16 protein-coding genes are annotated in these 19,282 nt (G+C 54.0%); 13 read left to right on the top strand and 3 right to left on the bottom strand.

Going from position 1 to position 19,282, the window contains the following annotated elements; genetic code table 11:
* Nucleotide 1: 1 nt before the first annotated feature.
* Nucleotides 2–1,072, top strand: coding sequence for a sn-glycerol-3-phosphate import ATP-binding protein UgpC (locus NNO04_RS06870; protein ID WP_271444037.1), 1,071 nt, complete (start codon nucleotides 2–4; stop codon nucleotides 1,070–1,072).
* A complete protein-coding gene (gene ugpQ, locus NNO04_RS06865; RefSeq protein WP_271444036.1) occupies nucleotides 1,069–1,818 on the top strand; it encodes a glycerophosphodiester phosphodiesterase in 750 nt (249 codons plus the stop codon). The genes NNO04_RS06870 and ugpQ overlap by 4 nt, the downstream gene beginning before the upstream one ends.
* Here the strand turns inward: ugpQ and NNO04_RS06860 are convergent.
* Entirely contained in the window at nucleotides 1,799–2,179 is a 381-nt protein-coding gene (locus NNO04_RS06860) for a DUF2756 family protein (RefSeq protein WP_271444035.1), read from the bottom strand. The genes ugpQ and NNO04_RS06860 overlap by 20 nt on opposite strands.
* A gap of 121 nt (nucleotides 2,180–2,300) precedes the next feature.
* On the opposite strand from NNO04_RS06860, the gene ggt reads away from it, so the two are divergent.
* Nucleotides 2,301–4,046, top strand: coding sequence for a gamma-glutamyltransferase (gene ggt, locus NNO04_RS06855; RefSeq protein ID WP_271444034.1), 1,746 nt, complete (start codon nucleotides 2,301–2,303; stop codon nucleotides 4,044–4,046).
* Nucleotides 4,047–4,127: 81 nt separating this feature from the next.
* Here ggt and yhhY read toward each other — a convergent pair whose 3' ends face one another.
* Nucleotides 4,128–4,616 (bottom strand): N-acetyltransferase, encoded by a 489-nt coding sequence (yhhY, locus tag NNO04_RS06850; RefSeq protein ID WP_271444033.1) that lies wholly within the window; start codon nucleotides 4,614–4,616, stop codon nucleotides 4,128–4,130.
* A 488-nt stretch (nucleotides 4,617–5,104) separates the two neighbouring features.
* Here yhhY and NNO04_RS06845 point away from each other — a divergent pair, with 488 nt between their 5' ends.
* The 5 genes from NNO04_RS06845 to gntU all read left to right on the top strand — a co-directional run bounded on the left by NNO04_RS06845 (nucleotide 5,105) and on the right by gntU (nucleotide 10,103).
* Nucleotides 5,105–6,142 (top strand): oxidoreductase, encoded by a 1,038-nt coding sequence (locus NNO04_RS06845; protein WP_271444032.1) that lies wholly within the window; start codon nucleotides 5,105–5,107, stop codon nucleotides 6,140–6,142.
* A gap of 123 nt (nucleotides 6,143–6,265) precedes the next feature.
* Nucleotides 6,266–6,961: a quercetin 2,3-dioxygenase gene (gene yhhW, locus NNO04_RS06840; protein WP_271444031.1), complete on the top strand. Its 696-nt coding sequence runs from the start codon at nucleotides 6,266–6,268 to the stop codon at nucleotides 6,959–6,961.
* Between the two features lie 134 nt (nucleotides 6,962–7,095).
* Complete coding sequence (gntR, locus tag NNO04_RS06835; protein WP_271444030.1) at nucleotides 7,096–8,091, top strand: gluconate operon transcriptional repressor GntR; 996 nt, start codon at nucleotides 7,096–7,098, stop codon at nucleotides 8,089–8,091.
* Between the two features lie 140 nt (nucleotides 8,092–8,231).
* On the top strand, nucleotides 8,232–8,759 hold the full coding sequence (gntK, locus tag NNO04_RS06830; protein WP_271444029.1) for a gluconokinase: 528 nt from the start codon (nucleotides 8,232–8,234) through the stop codon (nucleotides 8,757–8,759).
* A 3-nt stretch (nucleotides 8,760–8,762) separates the two neighbouring features.
* Nucleotides 8,763–10,103 carry a gluconate transporter gene (gntU, locus tag NNO04_RS06825; protein WP_271444028.1) on the top strand — a complete coding sequence of 447 codons (1,341 nt, stop codon included), beginning with the start codon at nucleotides 8,763–8,765 and terminating at the stop codon, nucleotides 10,101–10,103.
* Between the two features lie 105 nt (nucleotides 10,104–10,208).
* On the opposite strand, the gene yhgN is transcribed toward gntU, so the two are convergent.
* Nucleotides 10,209–10,802: an NAAT family transporter YhgN gene (gene yhgN / locus NNO04_RS06820; protein WP_162380655.1), complete on the bottom strand. Its 594-nt coding sequence runs from the start codon at nucleotides 10,800–10,802 to the stop codon at nucleotides 10,209–10,211.
* A 191-nt stretch (nucleotides 10,803–10,993) separates the two neighbouring features.
* Here yhgN and asd point away from each other — a divergent pair, with 191 nt between their 5' ends.
* The 5 genes from asd to glgA all read left to right on the top strand — a co-directional run bounded on the left by asd (nucleotide 10,994) and on the right by glgA (nucleotide 19,273).
* The gene (asd, locus tag NNO04_RS06815; RefSeq protein ID WP_271444027.1) at nucleotides 10,994–12,100 is read left to right on the top strand and encodes an aspartate-semialdehyde dehydrogenase; all 1,107 of its coding nucleotides are present in this window, start codon (nucleotides 10,994–10,996) and stop codon (nucleotides 12,098–12,100) included.
* Nucleotides 12,101–12,370: 270 nt separating this feature from the next.
* Entirely contained in the window at nucleotides 12,371–14,557 is a 2,187-nt protein-coding gene (glgB, locus tag NNO04_RS06810; RefSeq protein ID WP_271444026.1) for a 1,4-alpha-glucan branching enzyme, read from the top strand.
* On the top strand, nucleotides 14,554–16,527 hold the full coding sequence (glgX, locus tag NNO04_RS06805) for a glycogen debranching protein GlgX (protein ID WP_271444025.1): 1,974 nt from the start codon (nucleotides 14,554–14,556) through the stop codon (nucleotides 16,525–16,527). The genes glgB and glgX overlap by 4 nt, the downstream gene beginning before the upstream one ends.
* Nucleotides 16,528–16,544: 17 nt before the next feature.
* Nucleotides 16,545–17,840 carry a glucose-1-phosphate adenylyltransferase gene (glgC, locus tag NNO04_RS06800; protein ID WP_271444024.1) on the top strand — a complete coding sequence of 432 codons (1,296 nt, stop codon included), beginning with the start codon at nucleotides 16,545–16,547 and terminating at the stop codon, nucleotides 17,838–17,840.
* Nucleotides 17,840–19,273 carry a glycogen synthase GlgA gene (glgA, locus tag NNO04_RS06795; RefSeq protein WP_271444023.1) on the top strand — a complete coding sequence of 478 codons (1,434 nt, stop codon included), beginning with the start codon at nucleotides 17,840–17,842 and terminating at the stop codon, nucleotides 19,271–19,273. Before glgC ends, glgA begins: the two co-directional genes overlap by 1 nt.
* Nucleotides 19,274–19,282 lie beyond the last annotated feature (9 nt).

Below are 19,282 nucleotides of genomic sequence, written 5' to 3'. Positions count from 1 at the left end.
GATGGCAGGACTGAAATTACAGGCAGTAACCAAAAGCTGGGATGGTAAAACCCAGGTCATTAAACCGCTGACGCTGGAGGTGGCAGACGGTGAATTTATCGTGATGGTGGGTCCCTCCGGCTGTGGGAAATCGACGCTGTTGCGGATGGTCGCCGGGCTGGAGCGGGCGACCAGCGGCGATATCTGGATCGACGGCCAGCGAGTCACCGAAATGGAGCCGAAAGATCGCGGCATTGCGATGGTATTCCAGAACTATGCGCTTTATCCACACATGAGCGTGGAAGAGAACATGGCGTGGGGGCTGAAGATCCGCGGAATGGACAAAGGTCAGATTGCCGAACGCGTTAAAGAGGCTGCCCGAATTCTGGAGCTGGACGGTCTGCTTAAACGCCGCCCGCGCGAGCTTTCCGGCGGCCAGCGCCAGCGTGTGGCGATGGGGCGCGCCATTGTGCGTGACCCGGCGGTTTTTCTGTTTGATGAGCCGCTCTCCAACCTCGATGCCAAACTGCGCGTGCAGATGCGTCTTGAACTGCAACAACTGCACCGTCGCCTGAAAACTACCTCGCTGTACGTCACCCATGACCAGGTGGAGGCGATGACCCTCGCCCAGCGGGTGATGGTGATGAACAACGGTATTGCCGAGCAAATCGGTACGCCGGTGGAAGTCTACGAAAAGCCCGCCAGCCTGTTTGTGGCGAGCTTTATCGGCAGCCCGGCGATGAATCTGCTGGCGGGGCGACTCAACGGTGAAGGCACTCACTTTGAACTGGACGGCGGTCCCGTACTGCCGCTTAACGGCGAGCATCGCCAACACGCCGGGCGTAAAATGACCCTCGGTATCCGCCCGGAGCATATTGCGCTAAGCTCGCAGGCAGAAGGCGGCGTGCCGCTGGTGGTGGAGACGCTGGAGATGCTGGGTGCGGACAACCTTGCGCATGGTCGCTGGGGCGAGCAAAAGCTGGTGATGCGCCTGACGCATCAGGAGCGCCCAACCGCAGGCAACACGCTGTGGCTCCATCTGCCGGACAATCATTTGCATCTTTTTGATGGTGAAACAGGACAACGACTATGAGTAACTGGCCTTACCCCCATGTTGCTGCCCATCGCGGCGGCGGCAAACTGGCACCGGAAAACACCCTGGCGGCCATTGACGTGGGGGCGCGTTATGGGCACACCATGATCGAATTTGACGTTAAATTGTCGAAAGACGGCGAAATCTTCCTGCTGCATGACGACAATCTCGAGCGAACCAGCAACGGCTGGGGGATTGCGGGTGAGTTGGCCTGGCAGGACCTCTTGCGTGTGGATGCGGGCGGTTGGTTCAGCGGCGAGTTCAAAGGCGAACCGTTGCCGCTGCTCGCGCAGGTGGCGGAGCGCTGTCGGAAATACGGCATGATGGCCAATATCGAAATCAAACCCACCACCGGCACCGGGCCATTGACGGGCAAAGCGGTGGCGCTGGCGGCGCGTGAACTGTGGACGGGTATGACGCCGCCGCTACTCTCTTCTTTTGACATTGATGCGCTGGAAGCCGCACAACGGGCTGCGCCGGAACTGCCGCGTGGGCTGTTGCTGGATGAGTGGCGTGATGACTGGCGTGAACTGACTACGCGACTGGAGTGTGTCTCCATTCATCTTAATCATCATCTATTAAATGAAGCGCGGGTCGAAAGTCTGCGCGAGGCGGGGCTAAAGATTCTGGTTTATACCGTCAACAAACCCCAGCGCGCCGCACAATTGCTGCGCTGGGGGGTGAACTGTATTTGCACCGATGCTATCGATGTTATTGGCCCGGACTTCACCGCTGCGAGTTATTAAGCATATCGCCATTCTGACGCGGCGGCAGCATATGCTGCTGACCGCTATCCTGACGTGTTCCGCTGTTCAGCATGCCGCCGTTGGTATTCGGTAACGGTTGTTCACGTACCTGACCTTGCTGAACCCGTTGCGTATTATTGTTCATCTGCGTTTGCAGATGCTGCTGCTGAAGTTGAGTTTGTGTTTTCAGCTGTTGGTTGAGCATCCCTTTCTGCTGGATCTGCTGCGACTGCATTTGCGTCTGCATGCGTTGCTGACTGGGGATCTGATAACCTTGCTGGTTCGGGTTATTCATGGTGTTGATGGGCTGTGCAAAGACAGCAAACGGCAGTAGCGCCGCCAAAATAAAGAACCGTTTCATCGTCTTTCCTCCTCTGGGGGGATCTCTTAAGTTTACCTCTTTCTTACCCGTCACGATGGTTATTTCAGAGTTATGCACCAGGATTAGTGGGGGGCTGACCCCGAACTTCTGGAGAATCATAATGATGAAACCGACGTTTTTTCGCCGGGTGGCGCTTGCTGCTCTGCTGTCAGGAAGCTGTTTTAGTGTTATTGCTGCACCGCCAGCGCCCTCTCCGGTGTCATACGGCGTTGAAGAGGATGTGTTCCATCCTGTGCGGGCGAAGCAGGGGATGGTGGCCTCAGTAGATGCGATGGCCACCCAGGTGGGGGTCGATATTCTTAAGCAGGGCGGTAATGCCGTGGATGCCGCAGTGGCGGTTGGCTACGCGCTGGCCGTCACCCATCCTCAGGCCGGAAATCTGGGTGGTGGCGGATTTATGCTGCTGCGCACCAAAGACGGTAATACCACGGCGATCGATTTTCGTGAAATGGCGCCCGCTGGCGCCACCCGTGACATGTTCCTCGACGAACAGGGCAATCCCGACAGTAAAAAATCGCTGATCTCACATCTGGCTTCCGGTACGCCAGGGACGGTCGCGGGCTTCTCGCTGGCGCTGGAGAAATACGGCACGATGCCGCTTAACAAAGTGGTGCGCCCGGCCATGAAACTGGCGGAAGAAGGATTCATCGTTAACGATGCGCTGGCTGACGATCTGAAAACCTACGGCAGCGAAGTGCTCCCCAATCATGAGAACAGTAAAGCGATTTTCTGGAAAGACGGTGAGCCGCTGAAAAAAGGCGACAAGCTGGTGCAAAAAGATCTGGCGAAAAGTCTGGAGATGATTGCGGAAAACGGCCCGGATGCCTTTTATAAAGGGGCGATAGCAGACCAGATTGCACAAGAGATGCAGAAAAACGGCGGGTTAATGACCAAAGACGATCTAGCGGCCTATAAAGCGGTGGAACGCACGCCGATCAGCGGCGACTATCGTGGTTATCAGGTCTTCTCCATGCCGCCACCGTCCTCCGGCGGTATTCATATCGTGCAGATCCTGAATATCCTTGAAAATTTCGATATGAAGAAATACGGGTTCGGCAGCGCGGACGCGATGCAGGTGATGGCGGAAGCTGAAAAACATGCCTACGCCGATCGCTCGGAATATCTCGGCGACCCGGATTTTGTGAAGGTGCCGTGGCAGGCCTTGACGAATAAGGCGTATGCCAAATCTATTGCTGATCAGATAGATATCAACAAAGCTAAACCGTCCAGTGAAATAAAACCGGGTAAACTTGCGCCGTACGAAAGTAACCAGACCACCCACTTCTCGGTGGTGGATAAAGACGGTAACGCCGTGGCGGTGACCTACACCCTGAACACCACGTTTGGCACCGGGATTGTGGCTGGAAACAGCGGGATTTTGCTCAATAACGAGATGGACGACTTTTCTGCCAAACCGGGTGTGCCAAACGTCTACGGTCTGGTGGGCGGCGATGCTAATGCGGTGGGGCCGAAGAAACGCCCGCTGTCATCCATGTCGCCAACCATCGTAGTGAAAGATGGCAAAACCTGGCTGGTGACCGGTAGCCCTGGTGGTAGCCGGATTATCACGACTGTGCTGCAAATGGTGGTCAACAGTATCGATTTTGGAATGAACGTCGCTGAAGCAACCAATGCGCCGCGTTTCCATCATCAGTGGTTACCGGATGAGTTGCGCGTGGAGAAAGGGTTTAGCCCGGATACTCTCAAATTGCTGGAACAAAAGGGGCAGAAAGTCGCGCTGAAAGAGGCGATGGGTAGCACCCAGAGCATTATGGTCGGGCCGGACGGCGCGCTGTATGGCGCATCTGACCCGCGTTCAGTCGATGATTTAACGGCAGGGTATTAATATTAAATGCCCGGTGGCGTGACGCCAACCGGGCAACACATCAGAGTGAGTCGGATAAGGCGCTGCGCCATCCGGTAAATATCATTTCACCCGCGCCATATAATATGCATCGACATACTCGCCATTGCGTAGACCGTATTTCTTCCCGGTGCCTTCAATCTCGAAGCCATGCTTTTTGTACACCGCAATCGCTGGGGCGTTATCAACAAACACCGTTAATTCGATGCGATCCACCCGCAGCCAGTTGTCGCACATGTCGATCATGGCACGAACCAGCGCGCTGGCAACGCCGCGATTTTGCCACTGCGCGCCGACGCAAATACCAAAATCGGCGACATGGCTACGGCGCGGGCGCTGGGCGACATCAATGGTGAGATGCCCTGTCACAATATCATCAATGCAGGCAACCAGTTGTTTGATGCCAGGTCGATCGGCCAGCCGTTCCTGCCACATCTCCATAGAAGGATGAGGAACCTGTAGCGTGTTGTGATACACCTCTGGCTGGGCATGGATTTGACGGATTGCGTCGTAATCTCTCGGTTCTGCATGGCGTATCACAATGTCATTCATTCCTTCGTCCTCTGTCGTGTATATGTCCTTTTAAACATCATTGACTTTGAAATTTGAGTCAACCGTCTTTTTTTGCAAAAAGTATTGGACAGGTGCGAATGATAATGATTATTATTGACGTGCGTTCAGGGAAACCCATGCGGAGAACCTGAAAGCACGACATTGCTCACATTGCTTCCAGTATTATTTTAGCCAGCGTATCGCTGGCTTTTTTTTTGAGTGTGTTTCGGGCTAGTTTGCTTGCCAGCTTAATCCCGGGCTGTGCTCGCAATCCTCACGTACTCTATGTACGCTCCGGTTGCTGCGCGCAGGCCGTGAATAATCTGCCTGCGCCACTGACGCCCGAGGCGTGGGCATTTGTGAAAGTGGTGTGTGGGCATCTGTGTTTTGTAGACCGGATGGCGCTTATCCAGCCTACAACGTTCAATGTTTTGTCTCCCTCCTCTTTGCGCTATGGTGTAGGCAATCACCTTCAAAAGGACGTTTTCATGACCTTACACTGCGCATTCATCGGGTTCGGTAAAAGTACCACTCGCTACCACCTTCCGTATGTTCTCCATCGTAAAGACAGCTGGCACGTTGCGCATATCTATCGCCGCAGCGCGAAGCCGGAGGAGCAGCATCCGCAGTATTCTCACATCCATTTCACCAGTGATCTCGACGACGTGTTCAACGATCCGCAGGTGACGCTGGTGATTGTATGTACCCACGCTGACAGCCACTTCGATTACGCCAGACGTGCGCTGGAAGCCGGGAAAAACGTCCTGGTTGAAAAACCGTTTACCCCGACGCTGGCGCAAGCGAAATCGCTGTTTGAACTGGCAAAGAGCAAAGGGCTGACCGTTACGCCGTACCAGAATCGTCGTTTTGATTCCTGTTTCCTGACCGCCAAAAAAGCGATCGAAAGCGGCAAACTGGGTGACATCGTGGAAGTCGAAAGTCACTTTGACTACTATCGCCCGGTGGTGGAAACCAAACCTGGCCTGCCGCAGGACGGTGCGTTTTACGGTCTCGGCGTGCATACCCTGGACCAAATCATCTCGCTGTTCGGCCGACCGGATCATGTGGCCTACGACATCCGTAGCGTGCGGAACCACGCTAACCCGGATGACACCTTTGAAGCGCAGCTTTTTTACGGCAACCTCAAAGCTATCGTCAAAACCAGTCATCTGGTGAAAATCGAGTATCCGAAGTTTATCGTCCACGGGACGAAAGGCTCGTTTGTGAAATACGGTATCGACCAGCAGGAAACCAGCCTGAAGGCCAATATCATGCCCGGCGAACCCGGATTTGCGGCTGATGATTCCGTGGGGCAACTGGAGTATGTGAACGAAGACGGCGTCACCGTCAAAGAAGAGATGACGCCGGAGTTCGGTGACTACGGGCGCGTCTATGATGCGTTGTATGAGACGTTAACCACCGGCACACCGAACTACGTCAAGGAATCTGAAGTTCTCACCAACCTGGAAATCCTCGAACGCGCATTTGAGCAGGCTTCTCCAGCGACGATTGCCCTCGCCAGATAAGTAAAATCGGCTCCTCTGTGTTTGTTCATAATTTTTGAACAGAGGAGTCAATTTTCACCCTCTATGATCGCAGAAGGATTGGGTCCACACTGAGTCCATCGAAAACATCTGGGGGTGAATACAATGATCTACTTACGCAAAGCAAATGACCGCGGCCACGCCAATCATGGTTGGCTGGATTCCTGGCATACCTTCTCGTTTGCCAACTATTACGACGCGAATTTTATGGGCTTCTCGGCGCTGCGTGTCATTAACGATGACGTGATTGAGGCCGGTCAGGGTTTTGGGACTCATCCCCATAAAGACATGGAAATCCTGACGTATGTTCTGGAAGGCGCGGTTGAACATCAGGACAGTATGGGCAATAAAGAGCAGGTTCCGGCAGGCGAGTTTCAGATCATGAGCGCTGGGACGGGGATCCGTCATTCTGAATACAACCCGAGCGCCACCGAGCGTCTGCGTTTGTACCAGATCTGGATCATGCCGCAGGAAAACGGGATTACGCCGCGTTACGAACAGCGCCGTTTTGACGCGGTCCAGGGCAAACAACTGGTGCTGTCACCGGATGCGCGCGACGGTTCGCTGAAGGTGAATCAGGATATGGAACTGTATCGCTGGGCGTTGCTGAAAGATGAGCAGTCAGTGCATCAGATCTCCGCTGAGCGCCGCGTGTGGATCCAGGTGGTAAAAGGCAATGTCACCATTAACGGCACGAAAGCGTCGACCAGCGATGGTCTGGCGATTTGGGATGAGCAGGCGATCTCCATCCATGCCGACAGCGACAGTGAAGTACTGTTGTTTGATCTGCCGCCAGTTTAAATCAGTGTCATAACCTTCCCCAGGCCGGATAAAACGTGTGAACGTAGTCATCCGGCCTTTCATCGTTTGTCATTAATTTTGCATGTCCGTGATAAACTCAGGGGAATGATCCCCTTTGTGTACCTTTCAGGACGATGAAAAAGAAAAGACCCGTACTTCAGGATGTAGCCGACCGCGTGGGCGTGACTAAAATGACGGTCAGCCGTTTTTTGCGTAACCCGGAGCAGGTCTCTGTTGCGCTGCGCGGCAAAATTGCTGCTGCACTTGATGAACTGGGTTATATTCCCAATCGTGCTCCTGATATCCTTTCTAACGCCACCAGCCGTGCAATTGGCGTGCTGTTACCCTCTCTCACCAACCAGGTTTTTGCCGAAGTATTACGCGGCATTGAGGCCGTCACGGACGCCCACGGTTATCAGACCATGCTGGCGCACTATGGCTATAAACCCGAGATGGAACAGGAGCGTCTGGAATCGATGTTGTCGTGGAATATCGATGGTCTGATCCTCACCGAACGTACCCACACGCCGCGCACTCTGAAGATGATTGAAGTGGCGGGGATCCCGGTTGTGGAACTGATGGATAGTCAGTCTCCGTGCCTCGACATTGCCGTGGGTTTTGACAACTTTGAAGCCGGGCGTCAGATGACTGCCGCGATTATTGCGCGTGGTCATCGCCATATCGCCTATCTGGGGGCGCGTCTCGACGAACGTACTATCATCAAGCAGAAGGGCTATGAACAGGCGATGCTGGATGCCGGTCTGGTGCCTTACAGTGTGATGGTGGAACAGTCTTCTTCTTACTCTGCCGGTATTGAGCTGATCCGTCAGGCGCGGCGCGAATATCCGCAACTGGATGGCGTGTTCTGTACCAACGATGACCTGGCTGTCGGTGCGGCGTTTGAGTGCCAGCGTTTAGGACTCAAAATACCGGACGATATAGCGATTGCTGGTTTCCACGGACATGATATCGGTCAGGTGATGGAACCCCGTCTCGCCAGCGTGCTCACGCCGCGTGAGCGGATGGGCAGCATCGGCGCAGAACGCCTGCTGGCACGCATTCGTGGTGAAACGGTTACGCCTAAAATGTTAGATTTAGGTTTCACCTTGTCACCGGGTGGATCTATTTAACCCAACAAGTTTGAAGTAGCTCACACTTATTCACTTCTGGCACGAATGGATATTGCTTCTCTATTTGTCCGGCTGGACAATGTTACCGATAACAGTTACCCGTAACAATTCTCTGAACCTTGTACTGTGGGGGCACCGCTTTGAGCACGACTAACCATGATCACCACGTTTACGTTCTGATGGGCGTATCAGGCAGTGGCAAATCCGCTGTCGCAAGCGAAGTGGCGCATCGACTGCATGCCGCGTTTCTTGATGGCGATTTTCTCCATCCGCGCTGCAACATCACGAAAATGGCTTCCGGTGAGCCGCTGAATGACGAAGACCGTAAGCCGTGGTTACAGGCGCTGAATGATGCTGCGTTCGCGATGCAGCGTACCAACAAGGTTTCGCTAATCGTCTGTTCCGCCTTGAAAAAACATTACCGTGACCTGTTGCGTGACGGTAACCCGAACCTCTCTTTCATCTATCTGAAAGGGGACTTTGAGGTGATCGAAAACCGTCTGAAGGCGCGTAAAGGCCACTTCTTTAAAACGCAGATGTTGGTGACCCAGTTTGAAACACTGGAAGAACCGGGCGCTGATGAGGGCGATGTTCTGGTGGTGGATATCGATCAGCCGCTGGAAGATGTTGTCGCAAGCACCGTTGAGGTCATAAATAAAAGGCAGTAAGTTTTGAGTACATTAACGTTAGTTTTAACAGCAGTAGGGTCTGTTTTACTGCTGTTGTTTTTAGTAATGAAGGCGCGTATGCACGCCTTCGTTGCTTTGATGGTGGTGTCTATTGGTGCAGGTCTCTTTTCCGGTATGCCGCTCGACAAAATCGCAGCGACGATGGAAAAGGGCATGGGGGGAACCCTTGGCTTCCTGGCGATTGTGGTCGCGCTGGGAGCCATGTTCGGCAAGATTTTGCATGAGACGGGGGCGGTCGATCAGATCGCCGTCAAAATGCTCAAATCTTTCGGCCATAGCCGGGCGCATTATGCGATTGGTCTGGCGGGTCTGATTTGCGCGCTGCCGTTATTCTTTGAGGTAGCGATCGTCCTGCTGATTAGCGTCGCGTTTTCTATGGCGCGCCACACCGGCACCAACCTCGTGAAATTGGTGATCCCGCTGTTTGCCGGCGTTGCAGCTGCGGCCGCGTTTCTGCTGCCGGGGCCTGCGCCGATGCTGCTGGCCTCTCAAATGCATGCCGATTTCGGCTGGATGATCCTGATTGGCCTGTGCGCGGCAATCCCTGGCATGATTATCGCCGGGCCGCTGTGGGGCAATTTCATCAGCCGTTATGTCGAACTGACTATTCCTGACGACATTACCGAACCGCATTTGGGCGAAGGCAAAATGCCTTCCTTCGGCTTTAGCCTATCGCTGATCCTGCTGCCGCTGGTGCTGGTCGGGTTGAAAACCATCGCTGCACGCTTTGTGCCGGTCGGTTCTGACGCTTACCAATGGTTTGAATTTATTGGTCATCCGTTCACCGCGATTCTGGTGGCGTGTCTGGTGGCGATTTATGGCCTGGCAATGCGTCAGGGCATGCCGAAAGACAAAGTGATGGAAATTTGTGGTCATGCGCTGCAACCGGCGGGGATTATTCTGCTGGTGATCGGTGCAGGCGGCGTGTTCAAGCAGGTGCTGGTCGATTCTGGCGTCGGTCCTGCTTTGGGCGAAGCGTTGACCGGTATGGGCTTACCGATTGCCATTACCTGCTTCGTGCTGGCGGCGGCGGTACGTATCATTCAGGGCTCTGCGACGGTTGCCTGCTTAACGGCGGTCGGTCTGGTGATGCCGGTGATTGAACAACTGAACTTCTCCGGTGCGCAGATGGCGGCATTGTCTATCTGTATCGCGGGCGGTTCGATTGTGGTCAGTCACGTGAATGACGCCGGTTTCTGGTTGTTCGGGAAGTTTACCGGAGCAACGGAAGCGCAAACGCTGAAGACCTGGACGATGATGGAAACGATCCTCGGCACCGTTGGCGCGCTTGTCGGTATGATTGCGTTCCAGCTTCTGAGCTGAGTCTGATTGCCCGGTGGCGCTTGCGCTTACCGGGCCTGCACACAAGCACAGATCGACACCGTAGGCCGGGTAAGCGTTAGCGCCACCTGGCGTGAAACGAGTACATTACCCCTTCATCCACATCCGTACACCGTCCAGGAACATCTGGGTCGCCATCATCACCAAAATCAGCCCCATCAGGCGCTCCAGCGCGTTAACCCCTTTCTCGCCCAGCAGGCGTAAAAACAGCGACGATTGCAGTAAAATCACAAACGTACCGCCCCAGGCGATCAGTAGCGCAATCACCAGATGTCCCATCTGATTCGGGTATTGATGCGATAACAGCATCAACGAAGCAAGGATTGTTGGACCTGCCACCAGCGGAATCGCCAGCGGCACGATAAACGGTTCTTCGCCTGCCGGAAGGCCGGTGCTGTTGCCCGACGCACTGGGGAAAATCATCTTGATGGCGATTAGGAACAGAATGATGCCGCCGGAGATCGACACGGTTTCCGCGCGCAGGTTAAGAAATGCCAGAATTTTCTCGCCCGCGAACAGGAATATAAACATCACCAAAAGGGCAATGAACAGCTCGCGAACCATAATCGCGCGACGGCGTTTTGGTTCGGTATGTTTCAATACGGACATGAAAATGGGCAGATTTCCGAGCGGATCCATAATCAAGATCAATAAAACTGCCGCTGAAATGATTTCATTCATAAGTCAAATTCCCTGATAATCAATGCGGATTTTCTGCTTGCTTTGGCAGCGGGATAAGTCGCATTACTGATGGCTTCGCTATCATTGATTAATTTCACTTGCGACTTTGGCTGCTTTTTGTATGGTGAAGGATAGGCCAGTAGGATACTGGTTAGCATACACAGCACACATCTTTGCAGGAAAAAAACGCTATGAAAAATGTTGGTTTTATCGGCTGGCGCGGTATGGTCGGCTCTGTACTCATGCAACGCATGGTTGAAGAGCGCGACTTCGACGCCATTCGCCCTGTTTTCTTTTCGACTTCCCAACTTGGGCAGGCGGCACCGACGTTCGGTGGTACCACGACCGGCACACTTCAGGACGCTTTTGATCTGGAGGCGCTGAAGGCACTCGACATTATTGTGACCTGTCAGGGCGGCGATTATACCAACGAAATCTATCCAAAGCTCCGCGAAAGCGGTTGGCAGGGTTACTGGATTGACGCAGCCTCTTCGCTGCGTATGAAAGACGATGCCATTATTATTCTCGACCCGGTTAACCAGGGTGTCATCACCGACGGCTTAAACAAAGGCGTTAAGACCTTCGTCGGCGGCAACTGCACCGTGAGTTTGATGCTTATGTCTCTGGGCGGTCTGTTCGCCAACGATCTGGTTGACTGGGTTTCTGTCGCTACCTACCAGGCGGCATCTGGCGGCGGCGCACGTCATATGCGCGAATTGCTGAACCAGATGGGGCATTTGTATGGTCATGTGGCTGAGGAACTGGCAACCCCTTCTTCTGCTATTCTCGATATCGAACGCAAAGTCACTTCCCTGAGCCGGAGCGGTAATCTGCCGGTTGATAACTTTGGCGTGCCGTTGGCGGGCAGTCTGATCCCGTGGATCGACAAACAGCTTGATAACGGTCAGAGCCGCGAAGAGTGGAAAGGCCAGGCAGAGACCAACAAAATTCTCAACACCGCTTCCGTGATCCCGGTAGATGGTCTGTGCGTGCGTGTCGGCGCGCTGCGCTGCCACAGCCAGGCCTTCACCATTAAACTGAAAAAAGATGTTTCTATCCCGACCGTGGAAGAACTGCTGGCAGCTCACAATCCGTGGGCGAAAGTGGTGCCAAACGATCGTGATATCACGATGCGTGAGTTAACCCCGGCTGCCGTGACTGGCACGCTGATCACGCCAGTGGGTCGCTTACGTAAGCTGAACATGGGACCAGAATACCTGTCAGCCTTTACCGTTGGCGATCAACTGCTATGGGGTGCAGCAGAACCGCTGCGCAGAATGCTGCGTCAGTTGGCATAACCGTTAGTTAAAAACTCAGGGGTGCTGAGTCACCCCTTTTTTGCGTAATACAGGAGTAGACGCGATGTTTCATTATTTACCAGGAGTTAGATAAAGCATTGGCTATTATTTAAGGGTGGCTAAATACACTGATGTATTTAGATCTTACCTGGAGGTAGGACGGCGTAGAAAGGATGCACATTGTGCTATGCCGTTCAGGTCAAAGAAGTGTCGCTACCTGATGTCGAAGATCAGTTGGAAGGGGCGGCACCATAAAACAGGATGACAACCATGTCCGTTCGTATCGATAGAGACGTGATTAATGCGCTTATTGCAGGCCACTTTGCGGATCCTTTTTCCGTACTCGGTATGCATCAAACTGACGCTGGACTTGAGGTCCGGGCCCTATTACCTGACGCCACCGAAGTGTGGGTGATCGAACCTAAAACCGGACGTAAAGTCGGCAAGCTGGAATGCCTCGACTCACGCGGTTTTTTCTGCGGCGTAATGCCCCGGCGTAAAAATGTCTTCCGCTATCAACTCGCTGTTGTCTGGCATGGGCAACAGAATCTGATCGATGATCCCTATCGCTTTGGCCCTCTGATACAAGAAATGGATGCCTGGTTATTGTCTGAAGGCACCCATCTGCGCCCGTATGAAACCCTGGGGGCGCATGCGGATACGATGGACGGAGTGACCGGCACGCGTTTCTCCGTCTGGGCGCCAAACGCCCGGCGCGTCTCGGTAGTCGGGCAGTTTAACTACTGGGATGGGCGTCGCCACCCGATGCGCCTGCGCAAAGAGAGCGGCATCTGGGAGTTATTCATCCCCGGTGCGCAAAATGGTCAACTGTATAAATACGAGATGATCGACGCGCATGGTCACCTGCGCATCAAAGCCGACCCCTATGCGTTTGAAGCGCAAATGCGCCCGGAGACGGCATCGCTCATTTGTGGTTTGCCGGAAAAAGTTGTTCAGAGCGAGGCGCGCAAAAAGGCCAATCAGTTCGACGCGCCCATCTCCATTTATGAGGTGCATCTTGGATCCTGGCGTCGTCACACCGACAATAATTTCTGGCTCAGTTATCGTGAGCTGGCAGATCAGTTAATTCCTTACGTGAAGTGGATGGGCTTCACGCATATCGAACTACTGCCTGTTAACGAGCACCCTTTTGACGGCAGTTGGGGCTACCAGCCTACCGGCCTGTATGCGCCGACGCGTCGTTTTGGTACGCGTGACGACTTCCGCTACTTCGTTAATGCCGCGCATCAGGCGGGTCTGAACGTCATTCTCGACTGGGTGCCGGGGCATTTCCCGTCTGACGACTTTGGTTTGGCGGAGTTTGACGGCACCGCTCTGTACGAACACAGTGACCCGCGCGAAGGCTACCATCAGGACTGGAACACGCTGATCTACAACTATGGTCGCCGCGAAGTCAGTAACTTTCTGGTCGGCAACGCCCTGTACTGGATTGAACGTTTCGGGATTGATGCTCTGCGAGTAGACGCCGTTGCGTCGATGATTTATCGCGATTACAGCCGCAAAGAGGGGGAATGGATCCCCAACGAATATGGCGGTCGCGAGAACCTCGAAGCGATCGAATTCTTACGCAATACCAACCGTATTCTGGGTGAACAAGTGCCCGGCGCGGTCAGTATGGCGGAAGAGTCTACGGATTTTGCAGGGGTTTCTCGTCCACAGGACATGGGAGGGCTGGGCTTCTGGTACAAATGGAACCTCGGCTGGATGCATGACACGCTCGACTATATGAAGCTGGATCCGGTTCATCGTCAGTATCATCACGATAAGCTGACGTTCGGCATGCTGTACAACTACACCGAAAACTTTGTTCTGCCGCTGTCGCATGACGAAGTGGTCCACGGCAAAAAATCCATTCTGGATCGCATGCCTGGCGATGCCTGGCAGAAATTTGCCAACCTGCGTGCTTATTACGGCTGGATGTGGGCCTTCCCCGGTAAGAAGTTACTGTTTATGGGCAACGAGTTTGCCCAGGGGCGCGAATGGAACCACGACGCCAGCCTTGACTGGCATCTGCTGGAAGGTGATGACAACTGGCATCACGGCGTCCAGCGGCTGGTTCGCGATCTGAACCACACTTACCGTCACCATAAAGCGCTGCATGAGCTCGATTTTGATGGATATGGATTCGAATGGCTGGTGGTGGACGACAACGAACGTTCGGTGCTGATTTTTGTCCGTCGGGACAAAGCGGGCAACGAAATTATTGTCGCCAGCAACTTTACACCGGTCCCGCGTCCTGGCTATCGCTTCGGTATTAATCAGCCGGGGAAATGGCGCGAGATAATGAATACAGACTCCATGCACTATCACGGCAGTAATGCCGGTAATGGTGGGGCTGTACACAGCGATGAAATTGCCAGTCACGGTCGCCAGCACTCGCTGAGCCTCACATTGCCGCCGTTAGCCACCATCTGGCTGATGCGGGAGGGGGAATGAGCCCACTGGCCATCGGCAACGCCACGCCGCATGGCGCGACTTACGATGGTCGTGGCGTTAACTTTACGCTCTTTTCAGCACATGCAACGCGCGTAGAACTGTGCGTTTTCGATGCGCAGGGGGGCGAGCAGCGCTATGAGCTACCGGGGCGGAGCGGCGATGTCTGGCACGGTTATCTGGCCGATGCCAGACCCGGTCTGCGTTACGGCTATCGTGTGTATGGTCCGTGGAAACCTGAGCAAGGGTTGCTTTTCAATCCGGCGAAATTGCTGATTGACCCTTACGCTCGCCGGGTGGAAGGCGAACTGAAAGATCATCCCGAGTTGCATGGCGGATATGATGCGCCGGATCGCCGTGACAGCGCCTCCTTCGCGCCAAAATGCGTGGTGGTGGCCGACCATTATGACTGGGAAGATGATGCCCCACCGCGTACGCCGTGGGGCAATTCGGTGATCTATGAAGCGCATGTGAAGGGGCTGACGTATCTGCATCCGGGTATCCCTAAGGAGATCCGCGGCACCTACAAAGCGCTCGGTCACCCGGTGATGGTCGCCTATTTCAAACAGTTGGGGGTAACCGCCCTGGAGTTGTTACCGGTGGTGCATTTCGCCAGTGAACCGCGTTTACAACGGCTGGGGCTGTCGAACTACTGGGGTTATAACCCAATGGCCATGTTCGCGCTTCATCCGGCATATGCCTGCTCCCCGGACACTGCGCTCGATGAGTTTCGCGACGCGGTAAAAGCGCTGCATAAAGCCGGAATTGAAGTCATTCTCGACATCGTTCTTAACCATAGTGCGGAGCTGGATCTCGACGGTCCGTTCTTCTCCCTGCGCGGAATCGACAACCGTAGCTATTATTGGATTAAGGAGGATGGTGATTACCACAACTGGACCGGTTGTGGTAACACGCTCAACTTAAGCCATCCTGGCGTGGTGGAGTATGCGTGCGAGTGCCTGCGTTACTGGGTTGAGACGTTCCATATTGATGGTTTTCGTTTTGACCTGGCCTCCGTCATGGGACGTACGCCTGAGTTTCGTCAGGATGCGCCCCTGTTTAACGCCATCAAAAGCTGTCCGTTGCTTTCAAATATCAAGCTTATTGCTGAGCCGTGGGATATCGGTGAAGGGGGATATCAGGTCGGTAATTTCCCGCCGCCGTTTGCCGAGTGGAACGATCATTTCCGCGACGCCGCCCGGCGTTTTTGGTTGCAACGCAATTTATCGCCTGGCGATTTTGCGCAGCGTTTTGCCGCCTCCAGCGATGTGTTTAAACGCAATGGCCGTAAACCCAGCGCAACAGTAAATCTGATTACTGCGCATGACGGATTTACGCTCAGAGACTGTGTTTGTTTCAATCAGAAACACAATGAGGCAAACGGTGAGGAAAATCGCGACGGCACCAACAATAATTATAGTAACAATCATGGTAAAGAAGGATTAGGCGGTACGTTAGATCTGATTGAGCGGCGACGCGACAGCATTCATGCCCTGCTGACGACGTTGTTGCTCTCTCAGGGCACGCCGATGTTGCTTGCGGGTGATGAGCATGGTCACAGCCAGCATGGCAACAACAATGCTTACTGTCAGGATAATGTTTTAACCTGGCTGGACTGGCAGCAGGCGAACAGTGGGTTAGCCCTGTTCACTGCCGCGTTGATTCATCTTCGCCAGAAGATCCCTGCGTTAACCCGGGACAACTGGTGGGAAGAGAACGACGGCAATGTTGAGTGGCTTAATCAGTACGCACAACCCTTGAGTGCGGATGAGTGGCAAAACGGGCCGAAACAGATGCAAATTTTGCTGTCGGGTCGTTTTCTGATCGCGATAAATGCCACGCTTGAGGTAACAGATATCGTTTTACCTGAAGGGGAATGGCACGCTATTCCCCCATTTGCTGGAGAGGATAATCCAGTGATTACGGCTGTCTGGCAGGGACCTGCGCACGGACTGTGTGTGTTCCAAAGATGATAAAAAAGGAGTTAGTCATGGTGAGTTTAGAGAAAAACGATCGTTTAATGTTGGCGCGCCAGCTGCCATTGAAATCTGTTGCCCTGATCCTGGCCGGTGGACGTGGTTCACGTCTGAAAGACTTAACCAACAAACGCGCCAAGCCAGCCGTTCACTTTGGCGGCAAATTCCGCATTATCGATTTTGCTTTATCCAATTGCATAAACTCTGGGATCCGCCGTATTGGCGTCATCACGCAGTATCAGTCCCATACCCTGGTGCAGCATATTCAACGTGGCTGGTCATTCTTCAGTGAAGAGATGAACGAGTTTGTTGACTTGCTACCCGCTCAGCAAAGGATGCAGGGCGAAAACTGGTATCGCGGCACGGCGGATGCCGTCACCCAAAACCTGGACATCATTCGACGCTATAAAGCGGAATATGTGGTGATCCTCGCGGGCGATCATATCTATAAGCAAGATTACTCTCGCATGCTGATAGACCATGTTGAGAAAGGGGCGCGTTGCACCGTGGCATGTATGCCGGTGCCTATCGAAGAAGCCAGCGCATTTGGCGTGATGGCTGTTGATGAGAGCGACAAAATTATCGAGTTCGTGGAAAAACCGGCAAATCCGCCGGCGATGCCAAACGATCCGACCAAGTCCCTTGCCAGTATGGGCATCTATGTTTTTGATGCCGATTACCTCTACGAACTGCTGGCGGAAGATGATGAGAATGACGCCTCCAGCCACGACTTCGGCAAAGATATTATTCCGAAAGTGACCAAAGCTGGCCTGGCTTATGCACATCCATTCCCCTTGTCCTGCGTGCAGTCTGACGCCGATGCCGAACCGTACTGGCGCGATGTCGGAACCCTGGAAGCGTACTGGAAAGCAAACCTCGATCTGGCTTCTGTCACGCCAGAGCTCGATATGTACGACCAGGAATGGCCGATCCGTACGCATATGGAACCGTTGCCGCCTGCGAAATTTGTGCAAGACCGTTCAGGTAGTCACGGGATGACGCTCAACTCGCTGGTTTCCGGCGGCTGTATTATTTCCGGTTCGGTGGTGGTGCAGTCGGTTCTGTTCCCGCGGGTGAGGGTGAATTCGTTCTGTAACATTGATTCGGCAGTCTTATTGCCAGAAGTTTGGGTCGGGCGTTCCTGCCGTTTGCGCCGTTGCATCATCGATCGCGCTTGTGTGATCCCTGAAGGCATGGTGATTGGTGAGAACGCGGAAGAGGATGCGCGTCGTTTCTACCGCTCAGAGGAAGGCATTGTGCTGGTTACGCGTGAGATGCTGCGCAAATTGCAGGTCAATCAGGAGCGATAATGCAGGTTTTACATGTATGTTCAGAGATGTTCCCCCTGTTGAAAACCGGGGGACTGGCGGATGTGATTGGCGCATTGCCAGCAGCACAAATTGCCGATGGCGTGGATGCCCGCGTATTGCTTCCTGCATTTCCTGACATTCGTCGGGGGGTAACCGATGCACAGGTGGTCACCCGACGCGACACCTTCGCAGGAAGGATCACGCTGCTGTTCGGGCATTACAATGGTGTCGGTATCTACCTGATTGATGCCCCCCATTTGTATGACCGTCCCGGTAGCCCGTATCACGACACCAACTTATTTGCCTACACCGATAACGTACTGCGTTTTGCGTTGCTGGGTTGGGTTGGATGTGAAATGGCCTGCGGCCTTGATCCATTCTGGCGCCCGGATGTGGTGCATGCGCACGACTGGCATGCAGGTCTGGCACCGGCTTATCTGGCTGCGCGCGGCCATCCGGCGAAATCGGTGTTCACCGTACACAACCTGGCCTATCAAGGCATGTTTTATGCAAAGCATATGGATGACATCCAATTGCCGTGGTCGTTCTTTAATGTGCACGGACTGGAATTTAACGGACAGATTTCATTCCTGAAGGCGGGTCTGTATTACGCCGATCATATTACGGCGGTTAGCCCGACCTACGCGCGTGAAATCACCGAAGCGCAATTTGCCTACGGAATGGAAGGTTTATTGCAGCAGCGGCATCGTGAAGGACGTCTTTCCGGCGTGCTGAACGGCGTGGACGAGAATATCTGGAGCCCGGAAACCGATCTCCTGCTGGCGTCGCGCTACACGCGTGATTCACTGGAAGAGAAAGCGGAAAACAAACGGCAGTTGCAGATTGCGATGGGGTTAAAGGTTAATGACAAGGCCCCGTTGTTTGCAGTCGTCAGCCGCCTGACCAGCCAGAAAGGCCTGGATCTGGTGCTGGAAGCCTTACCCGGTTTGTTAGAGCAGGGCGGGCAACTGGCGTTGCTTGGCGCAGGCGACCCGATACTGCAGGAAGGATTTCTTGCCGCGGCCGCAGAACATCCGGGGCAAGTCGGCGTGCAGATTGGCTATCATGAGGCGTTCTCACATCGCATTATGGGTGGCGCGGATGTCATTCTGGTGCCAAGCCGTTTTGAACCGTGCGGCTTAACGCAGTTATATGGTTTGAAGTACGGTACGCTGCCCCTGGTGCGGCGCACTGGTGGGTTGGCTGATACCGTGTCGGACAGTTCTCTGGAGAACCTGGCAGACGGCATAGCCAGTGGTTTTGTATTTGAAGATAGTAATGCCTGGTCGCTGCTCCGGGCGATCCGACGTGCTTTTGTATTGTGGTCCCGGCCTTCGCTCTGGCGTTTTGTCCAACGGCAGGCAATGGCTATGGATTTTAGCTGGCACGTGGCGGCGAAGTCATACCGCGAGCTTTACTATCGTTTGAAATAGTTATCCAGG

Origin of the sequence: Citrobacter sp. Awk 4, from assembly GCF_028069725.1 — a bacterium.
Taxonomy (GTDB): domain Bacteria; phylum Pseudomonadota; class Gammaproteobacteria; order Enterobacterales; family Enterobacteriaceae; genus Citrobacter_D.
Note: the sequence above shows the minus strand (reverse complement) of the source record. Positions and strands in the feature narration are given on the sequence as shown.

Coding starts and splice junctions, on each gene's coding strand:
- NNO04_RS06870 (WP_271444037.1), top strand. CDS start 2: ATGGCAGGACTGAAATTACAGGCAGTAACCAAAAGCTGGGATGGTAAA.
- ugpQ (WP_271444036.1), top strand. CDS start 1,069: ATGAGTAACTGGCCTTACCCCCATGTTGCTGCCCATCGCGGCGGCGGC.
- NNO04_RS06860 (WP_271444035.1), bottom strand. CDS start 2,179: ATGAAACGGTTCTTTATTTTGGCGGCGCTACTGCCGTTTGCTGTCTTT.
- ggt (WP_271444034.1), top strand. CDS start 2,301: ATGATGAAACCGACGTTTTTTCGCCGGGTGGCGCTTGCTGCTCTGCTG.
- yhhY (WP_271444033.1), bottom strand. CDS start 4,616: ATGAATGACATTGTGATACGCCATGCAGAACCGAGAGATTACGACGCA.
- NNO04_RS06845 (WP_271444032.1), top strand. CDS start 5,105: ATGACCTTACACTGCGCATTCATCGGGTTCGGTAAAAGTACCACTCGC.
- yhhW (WP_271444031.1), top strand. CDS start 6,266: ATGATCTACTTACGCAAAGCAAATGACCGCGGCCACGCCAATCATGGT.
- gntR (WP_271444030.1), top strand. CDS start 7,096: ATGAAAAAGAAAAGACCCGTACTTCAGGATGTAGCCGACCGCGTGGGC.
- yhgN (WP_162380655.1), bottom strand. CDS start 10,802: ATGAATGAAATCATTTCAGCGGCAGTTTTATTGATCTTGATTATGGAT.
- asd (WP_271444027.1), top strand. CDS start 10,994: ATGAAAAATGTTGGTTTTATCGGCTGGCGCGGTATGGTCGGCTCTGTA.
- glgB (WP_271444026.1), top strand. CDS start 12,371: ATGTCCGTTCGTATCGATAGAGACGTGATTAATGCGCTTATTGCAGGC.
- glgX (WP_271444025.1), top strand. CDS start 14,554: ATGAGCCCACTGGCCATCGGCAACGCCACGCCGCATGGCGCGACTTAC.
- glgC (WP_271444024.1), top strand. CDS start 16,545: ATGGTGAGTTTAGAGAAAAACGATCGTTTAATGTTGGCGCGCCAGCTG.
- glgA (WP_271444023.1), top strand. CDS start 17,840: ATGCAGGTTTTACATGTATGTTCAGAGATGTTCCCCCTGTTGAAAACC.